The sequence below is a fragment of the Sphingorhabdus sp. genome (assembly GCF_044374345.1).
GTDB lineage: Bacteria > Pseudomonadota > Alphaproteobacteria > Sphingomonadales > Sphingomonadaceae > Sphingorhabdus_B.
The window spans coordinates 1-15,869 of the sequence record NZ_JBILOS010000043.1; the positions used below are offsets into that span (position 1 = coordinate 1).

Consider the following 15,869-nt stretch of genomic DNA (forward strand, 5'->3'; position numbering starts at 1 on the left):
ATGGGGACAACAGTTATGATTAAGAAAATTTCACTTGTTGCCATCAGCGCGCTCGCGCTTGCGGCATGTAATGACCAGGCAAGCACGGGTGGGGCCGCTGGCGGCTCGCGTCAGGAAATCCGCATTGTGGGTTCATCGACGGTATTTCCATTCGCAAAGGCCGCGGCTGAGGCGTTCGCTAAAGCGGATCCTTCACGCAAATCACCCGTTCTGGAATCGACAGGAACTGGCGGCGGAATTGAACAATTCTGCAAAGGCGTAGGCGCAGAAACGCCAGACATCGCAAATGCTTCACGTCGTATGAAGAAGAGCGAATTCGAAAATTGCCAGAAGAATGGCGTTAAGGACATTATCGAAGTTCAGGTAGGCATTGACGGTCTGGCGCTTGCACAGTCGAACAAGGGCACCAAGTTCGTGCTTTCGACCGCTGACGTCTACAAGGCACTCGCAGCCAACCCGTTCGGTAAGCCACAGACTGCAAAGCTTTGGTCGGACGTGAACCCTTCGCTGCCTAAATTGCCCATCTCGGTATATGGCCCGCCAACGACTTCGGGTACGCGCGATTCATTCCATGAGCTGATCATGGAAGCTGGTTGCAAATCCGACGCTGCAACCAAGGCGCTGAAGGACACCGACGAAGACAAGTATAAAGCAATTTGCACCGAAATCCGCACCGATGGCGCTTTCAAAGAGCAAGGCGAAAACGATAACCTGATCGTGCAGAAGCTCGATTCCAACCCCAACATGGTTGGCATCTTTGGCTTCAGCTACATGGAAGAAAATGCATCCAAGGTACACGGCATCGTGATGAACGGCGTCAGCCCGACAGTTGCGACGATTTCGGATGGTAGCTACCCCGGTGCGCGCAAGATGTTCATCTATGTCAAGAAAGCCCACATCGGCAAAATTCCTGGCATCAAGGAATTTATTGTCGAGTTTCTTAAGGGCGGCGCAGTTGGCGGATATCTGACCAAATTGGGCATGATTGCATCGACTGAAGCAGACTATAAAGCGGCAAACAGCCTCAATCCCATGACGGGCGCAGATTTGAAATAAAACTGCAACAATCATCGCGTCTATGGGCCTGGATCGAATCTCTGTTTGATCCAGGCCCATTGCTATTTTGGGTTGTTTTTTGTCGGTTTCGGCCAATTTGGTCCAAGGGAGCAATGTTAAGTTTATGACCGGAACGGCGTTGCTCTTCCTTGTCCTTGGTCTCGGCCTCATCGGCTGGATCGTTGGGCGTGCCCGCGCGTCGGGTTTCGTCCGCAAGGCAAAGGGTGGCCCGCGCGGCACTGTTAACAGCCTGCCTTATTATCACGGTTGGTTTGTTGCGATTTGTGCCGTTGCGCCTGCGCTGTTGTTCATGGCCATTTGGCAGTCGCTTTCGCCATCGCTGGTCACCAATATGGTGCTGTCGGCACCGATCGCCGCTGAATTGCCACAAGACACCTTTGCCCGCGCAGCCATATTGTCTGAAGCACGCGCCATAGCGCAGGGTTTTCAAGCAACCGCATTTCAGGACATGAGCGACAAGCTTGTCCCTTTATACAAAGGCGCGCTGTCTTATTATAAGTGGCTCGGCGTAGCCGCGACATTGTTGCTGTTATTCGCAGGCGGGGCCTTTGCATTTACCCGTCTAAAACCCGATTTTCGCGCGCGCAGTAAAGTCGAACGCGTCATTATGTTCGGCCTGCTTGTCGCATCACTGATCGCCATCATCACCACGCTTGGTATCTTCGCGTCGTTGATATTTGAATCCTGGCGCTTCTTCTCAATGGTGTCGCCATTTGAATTCCTGTTCGGAACCGACTGGAATCCGAAGTCCGATGTGACGCCTGGCGCGGACAATGGTTATGGCGCCATTCCATTATTCTGGGGCACGATTTTCATCGGTGCCATCATCGCGATGATCGTTGCCATCCCGCTTGGTTTGATGAGCGCGATCTTCCTGACGCAATATGCGTCCGCGAATGTGCGCAAATGGATGAAGCCCATTCTTGAAATCCTCGCTGGTGTGCCCACCGTGGTATATGGCTATTTTGCGGCCTTAACCGTGGCACCAGCTGTGCGTGACTTTGCGGTCATGCTGGGTGTCAGCAACGCAGCATCTGACAATGCGCTTGCTGCGGGTATCGTCATGGGCGTGATGATTATTCCATTGGTATCGTCGATGTCGGATGACAGCATTGCCGCAGTTCCCAACGCGATGCGCGATGGCAGCTTGGCCATGGGCGCGACCAAGAGCGAAACCATTAAACAGGTGCTCCTGCCAGCCGCACTTCCGGGCGTCGTCGGCGGCATATTGCTCGCCGTTAGCCGCGCGATTGGTGAGACGATGATCGTGGTGATGGCCGCAGGGTACACCGCAAACCTCACTGCAAATCCTTTCGACACGATCACCACCATTACAGTCCAGATTGTCGCGCTTTTGACGGGCGATCAGGATTTTGGCAGCCCGCATACACTTGCCGCGTTCGCGCTTGGACTGGCGTTGTTCATCACCACGTTCTTCCTGAATTATGTCGCACTGCGGGTCGTCAAAAAATATCGGGAAGCATATGAATAAAGCCGTCATTGACCCAAGCCCGACCGACTGGAACGGGCACATCATGCAAAAGCGCATTGCCAGCCGTTATGCGGCTGAGCGACGCTTTAAAGCGATGGGCTTTTTTGCGGTCGCGCTATCGACGCTTTTCCTTGCGTTTCTGTTGTTCACCATGCTTGGCCAAGGCCTGCGTGGCTTCCAGCGTACAGAACTCGCCGTAGAGTTCGATTTTCCGGCACTGACCTCTGGCGCGACTGCAGCATCCGTGACGGGTCCAAATGCCGATGCGGCGTTGAATTCGATGGACATTCCCGGCCTCGTCGAATTGGCTGTGGGGCAACAATATGCTGGCTTGGGCAACAGCCTGCTGACATCCGCAGCGGCAGCAAATGTGCGGCAAATGTTGATAGACAATCCAGAATTGGTGACGTCCAAACAAACGCTTTGGTTGCCAGCAGATTCCCGATTGGACGTCGCATTCAAACGCAAAGGCGAGCCGGCCGCTGAAAAGACGGTTGCCGCACTTTCTGGAAAAGACGCTTTGCGCACGGGCTTTAACTGGACATTCCTAACAGGTGCCGATGCGACGGACCCATCTGCGGTTGGCATTTGGGCTGCGTTCAAGGGATCGCTGATGACGATGGCGATTACCCTGTTGCTCGCCTTTCCCGTCGGCGTCCTCGCGGCGTTATATCTGGAAGAATATGCGCCGAAAAACAGACTGACCGACATGATAGAAGTGTCCATCAACAACCTCGCCGCTGTTCCGTCGATCATCTTTGGACTTTTAGGCCTCGCCGTGTTTCTTACGATCTTCGGCATGCCGCGATCATCCGCTTTGGTGGGCGGGTTAACACTCGCGCTGATGACAATGCCCGTCATCGTCATTGCCGGCCGCAACGCAGCAAAATCCGTTCCACCTTCCATTCGCGAAGCGGCCTTGGGCATCGGCGCGTCACCTGTTCAAGTCGTTTTCCATCATGTTCTGCCGCTTGCTCTGCCCGGTATCCTAACAGGTACCATCATCGGTATGGCACGTGCGCTTGGTGAAACGGCGCCACTGCTGATGATCGGCATGCGCGCCTTCATTCCGGCTGCGCCAGAAGGCTTTACGGACGCCGCCACGGCATTGCCGGTGCAGATTTACCTATGGTCGGATGAAGTCAATCAGGGTTTTGTTGAAAAAACCAGTGCGGCAATCATTGTGTTGCTGATATTCCTGCTGGGAATGAACGCTTTGGCCATTTATCTTCGCAACCGTTTTGAAACGCGGTGGTGATTTATGAACAAAAAGGACGTTAATGTGGGCGAAAACCCCGGAAATCCAAAAATATCTACGCGCAATGTGAATGTTTTTTATGGCGATAAACAAGCGATAAACAACGTATCCATCGACGTCGACCGCGAAAATGTGACTGCCTTCATTGGCCCGTCAGGCTGTGGTAAGTCGACCTTCCTGCGGTCACTTAACCGCATGAACGACACCGTGATTGGTGCGCGCGTCGAAGGCGAGATTTTGCTCGATGGGCAAGATATCTACGCATCGTCGATGGACGTCGTACAATTGCGCGCCCGCGTCGGCATGGTTTTCCAGAAACCAAATCCGTTTCCCAAATCCATTTATGACAATGTCGCATATGGTCCACGGATTCACGGGCTGGCGAGCGGCAAGGCAGAACTGGACCAGATCGTCGAGGGATCACTGACACGTGCCGGTTTGTGGACTGAGGTCAAGGATCGGCTGAACGAAAGCGGCACTGCGCTATCCGGCGGTCAGCAGCAGCGTTTGTGCATTGCCCGCGCCATTGCCGTTGATCCCGAAGTCATTTTGATGGACGAACCTTGTTCGGCGCTCGATCCCATCGCGACGGCACGGATTGAGGAGTTAATCCACGACCTGCGCGGCAAATATGCCATCATCATCGTAACACATAATATGCAGCAGGCGGCGCGTGTGTCGCAACGCACCGCATTCTTCCATTTGGGCAATCTCATCGAATTTGGTGAGACATCCGAAATATTTACAAATCCACGTGAAGACCGCACTAAGGATTATATTACAGGCCGCTACGGTTAGGAATTGATAGCATGAGCACAGGCACAAGGCACACCATTAGCGCGTTTGACGATGACATGGACGAAATCCGTGGCCTCATCGCCGAGATGGGTGCGCGCGCCGAGACTGCGGTCGTCTCCGCCATGAAAGCCTTGTCGGATCATGACATCGAACTCGCCGCCTCCGTTCGTGCTGAAGACAAAGTGATCGACACTCTTGAGACGGACGTCGAACGCTTGGTTGTGCGTACCATTGCCTTGCGCGCACCGATGGCCGACGATTTGCGTGAGCTTATCGCCGCACTCAAAATGTCTGCGGTTATTGAACGCATCGGTGATTACGCAAAAAACATCGCCAAGCGTGTTCCGAAGATGGAAGGCAAAATCCACGCCTCCGCCAAAGAACAACTCGGACGCATGGGTGAAATCGTTGTCGAAATGATCCGCACCGCCATGGATGCTTATGCAAAGCGGGACATTGATCTGGCCCGCGCAGTGACCATTCGTGACGACGACGTTGACCAGCTTAACAAAGATCTGTTCGTCGACTTTGTCGCATATGTGGCGAAAAACCCCAAAAATGCGACGGAAGTCGCCCATCTGCTTTTTACGGCCAAGAACTTGGAACGGATTGGGGACCATACCACCACCGTTGCCCAGATGATTTATTTTACCGAAACGGGTGAAAACCTGCCCGACGCTTAACGCGGAGAAACATATGCCCAAGGCGCAATTGCTGTTGGTTGAAGACGATAGTGCTCTGGCCGAGCTGGTGCGCTGGCATTTTGAACGCGAGGAGTTCGACGTTCAGCATACGGGGGACGGTGAAGAAGCGCTGCTGATGGCCAAAGAACGCACGCCCGATCTGGTTTTGCTGGATTGGATGTTGGAGAATCTGTCGGGCATCGAAGTGTGCCGGCAATTACGCAAAGCGGACAACACCGCCAATGTGCCAATCATCATGTTGACGGCACGCGGTGAAGAAGATGACCGTATTCGCGGACTTGAAATCGGCGCTGATGACTATGTCACGAAACCCTTTTCACCACGCGAATTGGTCGCCCGTGCAAAGGCCGTGCTGCGCCGGGTCCGTCCCGCGCTTGCTGGCGAAGCATTGCGCTTTGGTGACGTCGAAATGGATACGGTCGCGCACAAAGTAAAGCGCGGCGGAAAGCAGGTTCCGCTTGGGCCGACCGAATACCGGTTGCTCAAACATTTCCTCGAATATCCAGGTCACGTATTCTCGCGTGAGCGCCTTTTAGACAGTGTCTGGGGCCATGACAGCGATATCGAAATACGTACCGTTGACGTCCACATCCGCCGCTTGCGCAAAGCCCTCAATGAGGGCTTTGACAGCGATATCATCCGGACGGTGCGGTCGGCAGGCTATTCGCTCGATCAGGACGCGGTTTAGAACTCCAACTGCATCCGCGCGGCAAGTACATCAACCGAATAGTCGCGCTTATCAACCGCCTGCGTTGAAAGGGGGTCAACTGTCGCGGCCAACGGACCACCTTCGACATTGACGCGGCCATAGTTCAACATGAAGCGAATATAATCGATTGGGTACCAGTTCAGAGCGAGCACATAGCTGGTCTGTGTGCCACCCCGTCCAAGCCGCGCATTGACCGCAGCCAGGCTATTGCTGCCCGTCGCAAAGTTGTTCGTCACGCCGTTTTTCAAGGCGTTGCTGTCAAGATCCAGAAAATCATAGCGTGCCGCAATTTGGAACGCGCCAAGGCCCTTTTTATCAATGGGATTCAGTACCTTGGTACGCGCCCACGCGCCGTCCTTGTAACCGCGGGTCTCGCCGGTCAGAAAATAACCAGCTTCGGCATACATGCCAAAAAAGCTCGGGTCGCCATTTGGCGTAACCGCGCTGTTGCCGCCAGCAAAACTGTTCAATCCGGTTGCAATGTCACCCGCGCGATAGGCATTTACTTTGGTCCATTGGCCTTCGCCGGCAAAATAAAATCCGGGGAAGATAGCCGCCAATTCTAAACCTACGATTCGGTCGCTCTTGGCGGCGAAGCTTCCGGTGTCGACAAATCGTACGTCGGTAAGCTGTGTGTTCGGCCGCGCGCGATAACGGGCAAGCTGGTTGGTCGATGGCGCATTTGTCGAAACCGACGCCGTTCCATTGTTGTTGGATGCAAATTCGCGCTGCTGAATGGTCGCACCAAAATGCAGCTGTCCGCCAAACGCCTTTGGCGCATAGGTCAGCCGTCCCGCACCAATCCAGCCGTCATTGTCGAACGAGTTGTCGATGCTGTGGCCGGCAAACAAGCCGACTTCGGCGCGGAGCACATTATCGGAATCACGCCATGCAACCGCGCCACCAAGACGACGGCTGTTTAAAAACGCGTCATTAAATGCCGCGCGCTCTGTAAAGCTGGCGTTGTTGGAACTGGTGATTTGCTCCATCCCGTTCAGCGATTCAAAATTGCCTATCCGAACACTGAACGGCGTGTTGCTTGGATTGTAGCTGAGGAACGTGTCGCCAAAGGCAACATTGCCGCCCGCAAAGTCCGCTTCGACCTTATAACCGAAGCCGCCGGGCATATTGCCTTCAGCGCCAAGGCGAACGCGCCGAACGCGGCTATTGAAACCCAGATTGCGGTTGACTGCATAATCGCCGGGTACGCTCACATAGCCTGCATCATAATGGATGCGTCCACGTGGCTTGAACGTCCAACCACCTTGACCGCTCGTCTCTGGTCCGCCCTTCCATTTTACTTCTGCTACAGGCTTTTTCTCGACCGCATCAACCTTTGCGGAAATCGCGGCCAATTGTGTCTTAAGCGCCGCAACTTCCGCACGCAGCGAGTCGACCTCAGATATGCTGTCCTGCGCATAAGCGGGGAATGCGACACATGCCGCCGTTACCAATGCTGTAGTTGCAAACCATTTTTTTGCGGCGGTCATAATGTTATCCTTGTTTCAATAGTGACGCCTAGACAGCAATTTTATGTCTTGGGCATGACAGCATTATTTCTCTTTTATGACATGCGCCCCAACTTGCTTTACGCTTGCGTCAAGTGGCGCGCCATGCCAAGGCACAGCGTGTTTCGGCGGCTTGGTTCGCCCCTGATTATGGAGATATAATATGACCATCAGTTTTAAAGACAAAGTCGCTATTGTGACCGGTGCAGGCGGTGGATTGGGCAAGGCCTATGCGCTTGAACTCGCCAAGCGCGGGGCAAAAGTGGTGGTCAATGATTTGGGTGGCGCGCGCGATGGCACAGGCACATCCGACGCAGCAGCCCAGGTTGTCGAGCAGATCAAGTCAGCTGGCGGTGAAGCCATGGCCAATGGCGGCAGCGTCACCGAATATGAGCAAATGGTCGAAATGGTCGCCAAGGCGAAAGAAGCATGGGGCGGCGTGCATGTGTTGATTAACAATGCCGGCATCCTGCGCGATAAGAGCTTTGCCAAGATGGATATGCCCGATTTCAATCTGGTGCTTCAGGTTCATGTCATGGGATCAGCAAACTGCACCAAGGCCGTTTGGGATACGATGCGCGATCAGGCCTATGGCCGCATCTTGATGACCACATCGTCAACCGGTCTGTACGGCAATTTCGGCCAAGCCAATTATGGCGCAGCGAAGCTTGGATTGGCTGGATTGACGAAGACACTTCACCTTGAAGGCGCCAAATATAATGTCCGCGTCAATTCGCTCGCACCTGTTGCAGGCACGCGCATGACCGAAGATATTTTCCCGGAAGGTCTGTTCGAACAGTTCACGCCGGAAAATGTTGTACCAGCCGCATTGTATTTGGTCAGCGAAGATGCGCCAACCAACATGATCATCGGCGCAGGCGGTGGCGGCTATCACGCAGCCTATGTCACCATGACCCCGGGTGTTGCCCTTCGTCCGGAAGACCGCAACGTCGAAGGCTTTGCTGCGGCGTGGGACAAGATTATCGACCGCACCGGAGAAACCGTTCCACAGTCAGGCGGCGAGCAATCCGTCGCCGTGATGAAGGCACTTCAAGCACTCGGCTGATTGCCTTCCAAATGTTTTGAAAGAGCCCGGTCTTTGGCCGGGCTTTTTTTATGCGTCGACGAGCTTCATGAGCTTTCGTTCAACTGGCGCAAGGACGGGGCCAAGGTCATGCCCGCGTTTCAAAATTGCGCCACCTTCGCCGACCAATGCCCACATGCCTTGACGGTTGCGCAACGCGGGTCGCTTTTCAATCCGATATTCGGGCCGCTCGGTGGCGCGCCGGAACGCACTGAACACGGCCGCATCGCGGCCAAGATCGATGGCATAATCGCGCCAATTACCCGCGGCGACCATCCGCCCGTACAGATTGAGTATCTGGGTTAGCTCGCCTTTTTCAAACCCAATCTGGTTGAGCCGGTTGGGTATTGGAAAAGGCGTGATGATTGCGCTCAACGGGTCTTGCTTCCTTTGCTCGCACGGGGCTTGACCGGCGTCGCCGCCGGCGTTCCATCACGCTCCGACATCAATTCGGCAATACGTTTGCGCAACGTTTCAATTTCGCACTGCATGATCTCGAGACTTTGCGTGGTTGGGTCGAACATCTCGCGGCATGGTGTGCCATAAGGCATGAAGTCGCGTGCATAGGTTTCGGCCTGAACCAATGTCGATCGCGCCTTTTGGCCAATCATCGTTGCGCCCGCCGGAACGTCATCGGTCACCACGGCAGCTGCGCCAATGCGCGCGCGTTCGCCGACGGTAATTGGACCAAGGATCTGCGCACCTGATCCAATGATAACATTATCCAATATCGTCGGGTGCCGTTTGCCCGCCATCCCGTTGGTCGGGTTGGTGCCACCCAAGGTGACATTCTGGTACATGGTGACATTGTCGCCAATTTCCGCCGTTTCACCAATCACGCTAAAACCATGATCGAGGAAGAAATTGCTGCCAATCTTGGCGCCGGGGTGAATGTCTATGCCCGTTAGAAACCGGGCGAAGTGGTTCACCAACCGCGCAAGAAAGAACATCTGGCCAAGGAATAGCCAATGGGCAACACGGTGATAACCCACGGCCCATACGCCGGGATACAGCAGAATTTCCCAACGCGAGCGCGGCGCAGGATCACGTTCTTTAATCGAGTCCAGATATTCGATGAGATTTGAAATGAACATAAATGACCCTGACGTCCCTACTGAGACCGTTGAGCATTTAAGCTAAGACTTTCAAACCGGCATTTCCAGCACACTATGAACCTTTTCGCTAAATATTGCTAGAATCATCGGTAAAAACGATTATATGACCCATAATAATAAACGGGGTCGATTTATGAGCACCTATCTTCCAACATTGAAACAGCTGCAATATCTGGTCGCGCTTCAGGAGCATGGCCATTTCGGTAAAGCCGCAGAATCTTGCTTTGTGACGCAGTCTACGCTTTCCGCGGGGATACGCGAGCTGGAGTCGCTGCTTGGCCTAATGCTTGTGGAGCGCACACGCCGCGTCGTCCGCTTTACGCCGCTGGGCAACAAGATGGTGACCAAGGCGCACCGCATCTTACGTGAGGCGGAAGAGCTCGCCGAAATGGCCCGTTCCGCAGGCAAGCCACTTGCGGATGATTTGCGCATGAGCGTCATCCCCACAATTGCCCCCTTTCTGCTGCCCAAATTGCTACCGGCATTGCGCAAGAAATATCCCGATTTGAAATTATACCTGCGTGAGGAAGCCAGCGCAGCTGCGGTCGAAGCCTTGCATCATGGTCAGGTCGACTGTGTCCTTCTGGCGCTTCCTTTCCCGGCGGGCGATGTCGAAAAAGCGCATCTGTTTAACGACGCATTATATGTTGCCTTTCCATTGGATGACCCGCGCGACCCGCCCGAAAGCATTGAACCTGAACTGATCGATGAAAACAGGCTTTTGTTATTAGTCGATGGCCATTGCTTAAAGGACCATGCGTTGGCTGCCTGTAACAGGCCGGAACTGCGCGCAACGGCGATGATGCTAGGGACATCGCTGCATACGCTTGTACAGATGGTGGACAATGGCTTGGGCCTCACCATCATTCCCGAGATGGCCGTCGTGGCCGGTCTATTGAACGGAACCGACGTTCAAGCGCGGCCGTTGAATGCGGACCATGCCACCCGCGAAATTGCGCTGATTTGGCGGACCAACAGCCCGCGCCGTGAGGAGTTTGAGTTGCTTGCAGAGTCCCTGCGGGAACTGCACATAACGTAACCGCTGATCCGCAACCGGAGCCGTTAGGCCCAGCGTGAAGACCTGTCGTCGTCGCTGGATTTGGCATCAACCCAGACGGACGTACCGTCTGCATAATGCTCTTTCTTCCAAAATGGCGCGTCTGTTTTCAGGCGGTCAATGAGAAACGCCGTGGCCTCTAGCGCATCTGCCCTGTGCCGCGACGCTGCGCCGACGACGACCACGGGTTCGCCCACCGCAACGCGCCCGATCCGGTGCACAATCGCCGCGCCAAGCAATGCCCAGCGAGCAAAGGCTTCATCGATCAACCGCTTCAGGCTTGATTCCGTCATGCCGGGATAATGCTCCAGCTCAATCGCGGTTACGCCGCCATCGTCCCGCGATATGCCGGTAAAACTGGATACAGCACCGCCCCCCAAATCACTCAGCCCCGCCAGCGCAACCTCCGTGCTGATCGGCTCGCCGCTGATAAGGACACGTTTCATCCGCCGGTCACTGGCGGGAAAATTGCGAGCTCATGTGCATCGCCAAGCACGGCATCCAACGGCACCATAGCTTGGTCCAAAGCAAAACGAAGCCGCGATTTGTCTTGAAAGGCCAAGGCGTGACCGGGGGACTGTCCAGCCAGCCAGTCAATCATATCATCAATGGTACGCACATGTGTTGGTAGGTCACATGCTTCGGATGCGACACCAATGGCCTCGCGCACGGCCGCGAAATAGACCAGCCTCATGCGGTCAATCCATATGCTTTATGCCGACGCGCAGATAATCCCAGCCGGTAATCATCGTCAGCACCGCGGCGATCCACAGCAGCGCGAGTGCGGCTTGCTTCAGCAACATCCAGTCGGGCAAGGCACCGGCCAAAATGATACCGCCGAGCGAAACAAGCTGAAACGTCGTCTTCCATTTGGCGAGTTTCGAAACTGGTACCGAAATCTGCAGGCCAGCCAAAAATTCGCGCAGGCCCGATACGATCATTTCACGTAACAAAATGGTGAGGGCCGCAATGACATGCCAACCGTCGACATCGCGCGTGAACACCAGCATCAAAATGACAGCGGCGACCATGATCTTATCAGCGATGGGATCAAGGAACACACCCAATTTCGACACTGTCCCCTGCGCCCGCGCAAGATAGCCATCAAAATAATCGGTAATTCCCATCAGGCAGTACAATATGAATGCAAAGCCATAATCCAGTGGCACCGGCTGAATGCCTGTCTGCTTGGCGCCGGGCCAAAGCAAAAAGACGAGGATGGGCACAGCAAGAATGCGCGACAAGGTCAGAATGTTGGGTAAGCTAAGCATCCTATAGCAATAGCGCGATGTGCCAACAAAATCACGCGGCTATTTCACCATCACATGAAATGCGCTTTGCCATGATAGCGCGGGAACGCTAAGGCTTCAAAAACGTCCGCATGGGAAGTGCAAAAACCAATGGCCACAACAATGTCACTGTTGAATAAGCGCAGATTTTTACCGCTTTTCGTCACGCAGTTCCTGAATGCCTTCAACGACAATTTTTACAAGATGGCCATGGTCATTTTGGTGACCTACGAAATCTATTCGGACCCCACCCAAGAAGCGAATTTTAACGCCATCGCAGGCGCGCTGTTCATATTGCCTTTTTTCCTGTTTTCCGCGCTTGCGGGGCAACTGGCAGATACCATCGAAAAGACGCGCGTCATTCGCATGGTCAAGACAGCCGAGATTTTTATCATGATCTTCGGCGCCGCGGGTATTTACCTGCACAACATACCGATGATGCTCGTCGCATTGTTCGCAATGGGCGTGCATTCCACCTTCTTTGGCCCAATTAAATATGCAATTTTGCCCCAGCATCTTAAAGAAGACGAGGTTTTAGGCGGAACCGGCCTTGTCGAAGCCGGCACCTATCTCGCCATCTTGGGTGGGACGATTGCGGGCGGGATCATTCCCGGAAAAATTGCAGGCATAGGGATTATCATCGTTGCCATCATCGGACGCGTGACCGCGCAATCTGTACCGATTGCACCGCCCGAAAGCGATGCGCCAACCGCCAAAATGGACTGGAACATTTTTCGCAGCAGCTGGCAACTGGTGCGCGATACGATGCACATACCCTGCCTGTTTTTGGCGATCATGGCAATCAGCTTTTTCTGGGGCGTAGGCGCTGTCCTTGGATCGATTTTCCCGCCTATGGTCAAAAATGCTATCGGTGGCGACAATACTGTCGCGACCTTATTTACCGCATTTTTCTCTATCGGCATTGCCATTGGCTCAGTCGCCATCAACCGCATATTGAATGGCACAGTGTCCGCCAAATATGCGCCGATTTCAGTCATCATAATGGGTCTGTTCGTCCTCGATCTTTGGTGGACGGTCAGTCACTGGCAACCCACGGGGCCAGAGCTGATGGATTGGTGGCAGTTTCTGACGCTTGGCTATGGCGAGCGTATGATTGTCGATCTTCTTGGTATTTCCATCGCCGGGGGCATGTTCGTCGTCCCGCTCTACGCGTTTCTGACAACTACGGTTGCAAAGTCGCAAACCGCCCGCACCATTGCTGCCAATAACATCGTGAATTCCGGCGCGATGGTGATTGGTGCTGTGATTTACAGCCTTCTCGTCAGCGCGGGTGTTAGCATTCCCGACACGCTGTTTATGATTGCTGCGGCCTGCCTTGTTTCAGCATGGATTTCGTGGAAGCTGCACAAGGCGTGCGACCCGGCCGCCGCCTAAAAATCAGGCAATATAGCTGCTTATTGCGACAAAAAACGCGCTGAAGCTGAGCATAAACAAATGCGTATCTTCATTGCGCCACCACGATGTGGGGCGTGGCGCGATGACGGCGTGCGTCATCTGTGGTGGGGGAAGCATCCGCCGAAGGGGGTGGCGGGCAGCTTCGTTATGACCGACTAATCTTCTTTTCATCATGATCAGGCGTTAACCTTTTGTTAGGCATAATGGCCATGCCAAAAGATGGTTAAAGAGGGACGCAAATCCGACTGTCCCGATCTGCGACAGTTATTGACGTCTTTTTAACCATATCCGCAGCGCGGGTTGGCGGTCTCTCGCCGTCTCTGTTAGGAGTATGCAACAAACAGGAGTTCTCCCGATGGAAAGAGCAGCACAAATTCGGCAAACCGGTGGGCCGGATGTTATTGCGTGGACGGACGTTGAACTGGCAGCGCCCGGTCCCGGTGAAGTCCGCATGCGCAATCTGGCCGTGGGCCTGAACTTCATTGACACCTATCATCGTGGCGGCCTGTATCCGATGGCGTTGCCCTCTGGCCTTGGCATGGAGGCAGCGGGCATCATTGAGGCGGTGGGAGACGGCGTGACCGACTGGCGCGTGGGCGACCGGGTAGCGACTTTCGGCCCGAGCATCGGTGCCTATGCGACAGCGCGCAATATTGCCGCAAATGGCCTGTTTTTGGTGCCAGACGACATCAGCGACGAAATCGCGGCCGCAGGCTTGCTCAAGGGCTGCACCACCGAGTTTCTTGTCGAACGCTGTGCCAAGGTTCAACCCAAATGGGACATATTGGTGCACGCAGCGGCAGGCGGCGTCGGGCTGTTGCTGGTACAATGGCTGAAGCATGTTGGTGCCCGCGTCATCGGGACAGTCAGCACCGATGAAAAGGCGGCGCTGGCACGCGCAGCGGGGGCCGACCATGTCATTCTATATGGCAAAGAAGATGTCGCAGCGCAGGTCCGCGAACTGACGGGCGGCAAAGGCGTTGAAGTGACCTTCGATGGTGTCGGCCGCGACACATGGGAAACATCGTTGAACGCAACCGCGCGGCGCGGCCTTATCGTCAGCTATGGCAATGCCAGCGGTCCGGTGACGGGTGTCAACCTTGGCACTTTGGCGCAAAAAGGTTCACTCTACGTCTCGCGCCCAACCTTGTTCGATTATTATCACAATGCAGCGGAGCGGGCAGCGGGCGCAGAATATGTGTTCGACATGTTCCGCCAAGGCATCATCGATATCACGATCGGCCACCGCTACGCGCTGGAAGACGCCGCACAGGCACATCGCGACCTTGAAGGGCGCAAAACAGTTGGGTCTTCGATACTGATTCCCTGACAATGCAGGGCAAGGTTAATTTCGGACAATATTGAGGGGGATTTATGGAACTTAAGGGCAAAACTGCATTGGTTACGGGTGGGACCGACGGCATCGGTTTGGAAATAGCACGCCAAATGATGGCGAAAGGCGCCAACGTCATCGTCTGCGGTCGCCGCGAAGACGTGCTTGCGTCTGCACGGCAAGAGGGATTGGAGGCCATTAAGGCCGATCTTTCCAATGCTGCGGGCTGCGCGGAGCTTGCTGCCGCGCTCGCAGGGCGCGAACTGGACATCCTGATCAACAACGCGGGGATGAGCGGTAATTTCGGTCCCGGCGAGCCGCTTGATCTGGCGCTCACTGATCAGGCGATCTTCCTGAACCTCAACGCGCCGCTGCACCTGATTGGGCACTTGTTACCCGGCTTGCTTCAACGGCCCGAGGCGTCGATTGTGAATGTCACCTCAGGCCTCGCCATTGCCCCGCGCGCGGGCGGTCCAGTCTATTGCGCGACCAAAGCGGGCCTCAGAAGCTTTACCCAATCACTGCGGCACAATCTGCGTGATACCAAGGTTCATGTTATCGAGGCATTGCCGCCAGTCGTCGACACCGCAATGACGCGCGGGCGCGTGAATGGCAAAAAGATGTCGGCAAAGGAATGTGCCGCAGAAATCGTTGATGCCATTGCGACAAACGCGCCTGAGGCGAATGTCGGCATGGTGAAGCTGCTTCGGCTTGTGTATTCGATCTCGCCCGCACTTGCCCGGCGGATCATGATCCGGTTCTGAACGTCAGCAATGCCGCATTGCACTGCGGACCAAGGGATTGAAGCTGTCTGAGAAAATAAGGTGGTGCCCCAGGCCCGACTCGAACGGGCACTCCTTTCGGAACAGGATTTTGAATCCAGCGCGTCTACCATTCCACCACTGGGGCACATCTTCATCAGGGCGAACCTGTCGAAGCGGAGGCTCCTCTAACCGAGCCTCCGCCCCGATGCAAGCGCATCCTTATTTCTTAAGTTCCTTAGCGAGTGTCTTCAGCGTCGCTTTGCCA

17 protein-coding genes and 1 tRNA gene are annotated in these 15,869 nt (G+C 54.8%); 11 read left to right on the forward strand and 7 right to left on the reverse strand.

Translation table 11 applies throughout. The features are described 5' to 3' along the window. From ACIQ5B_RS06020 to phoB, 6 genes are all read left to right on the forward strand, one after another. Positions 1-1,056 carry a substrate-binding domain-containing protein gene (locus tag ACIQ5B_RS06020; protein WP_397598228.1) on the forward strand — a complete coding sequence of 352 codons (1,056 nt, stop codon included), beginning with the start codon at positions 1-3 and terminating at the stop codon, positions 1,054-1,056. Positions 1,057-1,180: 124 nt separating this feature from the next. Continuing rightward, on the forward strand, positions 1,181-2,569 hold the full coding sequence (pstC, locus tag ACIQ5B_RS06025; RefSeq protein ID WP_397598229.1) for a phosphate ABC transporter permease subunit PstC: 1,389 nt from the start codon (positions 1,181-1,183) through the stop codon (positions 2,567-2,569). Next, positions 2,562-3,827 (forward strand): phosphate ABC transporter permease PstA, encoded by a 1,266-nt coding sequence (pstA, locus tag ACIQ5B_RS06030; protein WP_397598230.1) that lies wholly within the window; start codon positions 2,562-2,564, stop codon positions 3,825-3,827. Before pstC ends, pstA begins: the two co-directional genes overlap by 8 nt. Positions 3,828-3,830: 3 nt before the next feature. Next, complete coding sequence (gene pstB, locus ACIQ5B_RS06035) at positions 3,831-4,625, forward strand: phosphate ABC transporter ATP-binding protein PstB (RefSeq protein WP_183942222.1); 795 nt, start codon at positions 3,831-3,833, stop codon at positions 4,623-4,625. Between the two features lie 11 nt (positions 4,626-4,636). Then, complete coding sequence (gene phoU, locus ACIQ5B_RS06040; RefSeq protein WP_397598231.1) at positions 4,637-5,308, forward strand: phosphate signaling complex protein PhoU; 672 nt, start codon at positions 4,637-4,639, stop codon at positions 5,306-5,308. A 13-nt stretch (positions 5,309-5,321) separates the two neighbouring features. Further along, positions 5,322-6,017, forward strand: a complete 696-nt coding sequence (gene phoB / locus ACIQ5B_RS06045; protein WP_183942220.1) for a phosphate regulon transcriptional regulator PhoB — start codon at positions 5,322-5,324, stop codon at positions 6,015-6,017. Here phoB and ACIQ5B_RS06050 read toward each other — a convergent pair. Then, complete coding sequence (locus ACIQ5B_RS06050; RefSeq protein ID WP_397598232.1) at positions 6,014-7,528, reverse strand: OprO/OprP family phosphate-selective porin; 1,515 nt, start codon at positions 7,526-7,528, stop codon at positions 6,014-6,016. The genes phoB and ACIQ5B_RS06050 overlap by 4 nt on opposite strands. A 181-nt stretch (positions 7,529-7,709) precedes the next feature. Between ACIQ5B_RS06050 and ACIQ5B_RS06055 the strand changes: the two genes are divergently transcribed. After that, on the forward strand, positions 7,710-8,612 hold the full coding sequence (locus ACIQ5B_RS06055; RefSeq protein WP_397598233.1) for an SDR family NAD(P)-dependent oxidoreductase: 903 nt from the start codon (positions 7,710-7,712) through the stop codon (positions 8,610-8,612). A 48-nt stretch (positions 8,613-8,660) separates the two neighbouring features. On the opposite strand, the gene ACIQ5B_RS06060 is transcribed toward ACIQ5B_RS06055, so the two are convergent. Continuing rightward, a complete protein-coding gene (locus tag ACIQ5B_RS06060) occupies positions 8,661-9,005 on the reverse strand; it encodes a DUF2794 domain-containing protein (RefSeq protein ID WP_397598234.1) in 345 nt (114 codons plus the stop codon). Then, on the reverse strand, positions 9,002-9,724 hold the full coding sequence (epsC, locus tag ACIQ5B_RS06065) for a serine O-acetyltransferase EpsC (RefSeq protein WP_397598235.1): 723 nt from the start codon (positions 9,722-9,724) through the stop codon (positions 9,002-9,004). Before epsC ends, ACIQ5B_RS06060 begins: the two co-directional genes overlap by 4 nt. Positions 9,725-9,878: 154 nt before the next feature. Here epsC and ACIQ5B_RS06070 point away from each other — a divergent pair, with 154 nt between their 5' ends. Further along, positions 9,879-10,784 (forward strand): hydrogen peroxide-inducible genes activator, encoded by a 906-nt coding sequence (locus ACIQ5B_RS06070; protein ID WP_397598236.1) that lies wholly within the window; start codon positions 9,879-9,881, stop codon positions 10,782-10,784. A gap of 23 nt (positions 10,785-10,807) precedes the next feature. On the opposite strand, the gene ACIQ5B_RS06075 is transcribed toward ACIQ5B_RS06070, so the two are convergent. The 3 genes from ACIQ5B_RS06075 to pgsA are packed head-to-tail and all read right to left on the reverse strand — an operon-like array spanning position 10,808 to position 12,073. Beyond that, entirely contained in the window at positions 10,808-11,248 is a 441-nt protein-coding gene (locus ACIQ5B_RS06075; protein WP_397598237.1) for a molybdenum cofactor biosynthesis protein MoaE, read from the reverse strand. Further along, positions 11,245-11,496 (reverse strand): molybdopterin converting factor subunit 1, encoded by a 252-nt coding sequence (moaD, locus tag ACIQ5B_RS06080; protein WP_397598238.1) that lies wholly within the window; start codon positions 11,494-11,496, stop codon positions 11,245-11,247. The genes ACIQ5B_RS06075 and moaD overlap by 4 nt, the downstream gene beginning before the upstream one ends. 4 nt (positions 11,497-11,500) lie before the next feature. Beyond that, on the reverse strand, positions 11,501-12,073 hold the full coding sequence (gene pgsA, locus ACIQ5B_RS06085; protein ID WP_397598239.1) for a CDP-diacylglycerol--glycerol-3-phosphate 3-phosphatidyltransferase: 573 nt from the start codon (positions 12,071-12,073) through the stop codon (positions 11,501-11,503). A gap of 129 nt (positions 12,074-12,202) precedes the next feature. On the opposite strand from pgsA, the gene ACIQ5B_RS06090 reads away from it, so the two are divergent. The 3 genes from ACIQ5B_RS06090 (at position 12,203) to ACIQ5B_RS06100 (ending at position 15,604) form a co-directional block, all read left to right on the forward strand. Then, positions 12,203-13,486: an MFS transporter gene (locus ACIQ5B_RS06090; protein WP_397598240.1), complete on the forward strand. Its 1,284-nt coding sequence runs from the start codon at positions 12,203-12,205 to the stop codon at positions 13,484-13,486. Positions 13,487-13,862: 376 nt separating this feature from the next. Then, entirely contained in the window at positions 13,863-14,837 is a 975-nt protein-coding gene (locus tag ACIQ5B_RS06095) for a quinone oxidoreductase family protein (protein ID WP_397598241.1), read from the forward strand. 44 nt (positions 14,838-14,881) lie between these two features. After that, positions 14,882-15,604 (forward strand): SDR family oxidoreductase, encoded by a 723-nt coding sequence (locus tag ACIQ5B_RS06100; protein WP_397598242.1) that lies wholly within the window; start codon positions 14,882-14,884, stop codon positions 15,602-15,604. 61 nt (positions 15,605-15,665) lie between these two features. On the opposite strand, the gene ACIQ5B_RS06105 is transcribed toward ACIQ5B_RS06100, so the two are convergent. Further along, a tRNA-Leu gene (locus tag ACIQ5B_RS06105) sits at positions 15,666-15,749 on the reverse strand. Positions 15,750-15,869 lie beyond the last annotated feature (120 nt).